Annotated in this window: 1 protein-coding gene; it reads left to right on the top strand. The window is 66.6% G+C overall.

The window, feature by feature from the left end; genetic code table 11:
* A partial coding sequence (locus V7793_RS37955) for a 2-oxoacid:ferredoxin oxidoreductase subunit beta (protein WP_336014314.1) occupies window positions 1-850 on the top strand: 850 nt, incomplete at both ends.

Here is an 850-nt window from a genome sequence, read left to right as displayed (position 1 = left end):
AAGGACTTCAAGTCCGATCAGGAAGTGCGCTGGTGCCCCGGCTGCGGCGACTACGCGATCCTCGCCGCCGTCCAGGGCTTCATGCCCCAACTCGGCCTCGCCAAAGAAAACATCGTCTTCGTCTCCGGCATCGGCTGCTCCTCCCGCTTCCCGTACTACATGAACACCTACGGGATGCACTCCATCCACGGACGCGCCCCCGCCATCGCCACCGGCCTCGCCACCAGCCGCCGCGACCTCTCCGTCTGGGTCGTCACCGGCGACGGCGACGCCCTCTCCATCGGCGGCAACCACCTCATCCACGCCCTCCGCCGCAACGTCAACCTCAAAATCCTCCTCTTCAACAACCGCATCTACGGACTCACCAAGGGCCAGTACTCCCCCACCTCCGAGACGGGGAAGATCACCAAGTCCACCCCGATGGGGTCGCTGGACGCACCGTTCAACCCGGTCTCCCTGGCCCTCGGCGCCGAAGCATCCTTCGTGGCCCGCACCGTGGACTCCGACCGCAAGCACCTCACCGAAGTCCTGCAGCAGGCCGCCGAACACCCCGGCACCGCCCTCGTCGAGATCTACCAGAACTGCAACATCTTCAACGACGGCGCCTTCGAACCCCTCAAAGACCGCGACCAGGCCAAAGAAGCCGTCATCCGCCTGGAACACGGCCAACCCATCCGCTTCGGCACCGACAACGACAAGGGGGTCGTGCGCAACGCGGCCACCGGCGACCTGCAGGTCGTCCAGGTCACACCGCAGAACGAGCCCGACATCCTCGTCCACGACGCCCACTCCGCCTCCCCCACCACAGCCTTCGCCCTCTCCCGCCTCGCCGACCCCGACACCCTCCACC

The organism is Streptomyces sp. KLMMK (genome assembly GCF_036961605.1).
Classification (GTDB): Bacteria; Actinomycetota; Actinomycetes; order Streptomycetales; family Streptomycetaceae; genus Streptomyces; species Streptomyces telluris.
Note: the sequence above shows the minus strand (reverse complement) of the source record. Positions and strands in the feature narration are given on the sequence as shown.